General features: G+C 52.0%; 1 protein-coding gene. It reads right to left on the bottom strand.

Annotated elements, in window-relative coordinates:
- The coding region (locus DXB70_RS13975) for a DeoR family transcriptional regulator (protein WP_118673497.1) at nt 1-231 on the bottom strand (231 nt) is incomplete at its 3' end.
- Nucleotides 232-394: the final 163 nt, after the last annotated feature.

Below are 394 nucleotides of genomic sequence, written 5' to 3'. Positions count from 1 at the left end.
AGAACGCTTGACCGTCATGGAGCTGCGGGACAGGACTGCGGCAATGGCTGTGACAGGGAAGCAGACAAAGAGGATTCCGTTCTCGTCCTCCTGCCCTTTGGAGAGCATAGCGTCCAGCATCCGGCAGTACATGACCTTTGCGGTGCTGCTGACTGGAAATCCTGTCAACGCTCTGGGAAATGGCATACAGGGCGGCAAGGGTGTGTCTATCGTCATAAATTCAAAATTCATTCGGTGTGTTCCTCCTTTTTCTTTGCTCGTTTGGATAAATAACGGGGGCAGTCAATCACAACCGCTCGGAAGCTCTGCTTGCACCCATGCTGGCATTTCCGGCATAATTCGTTGTAAGTGACACGCCCCCGGTCATTGAGGTAAAAGGAAAGCTCATACTTCC

Origin of the sequence: Clostridium sp. OM05-5BH, from assembly GCF_003481505.1 — a bacterium.
Lineage (GTDB): Bacteria > Bacillota > Clostridia > Lachnospirales > Lachnospiraceae > Otoolea > Otoolea fessa.
This window is presented reverse-complemented; position numbering and strand designations above follow the sequence as displayed.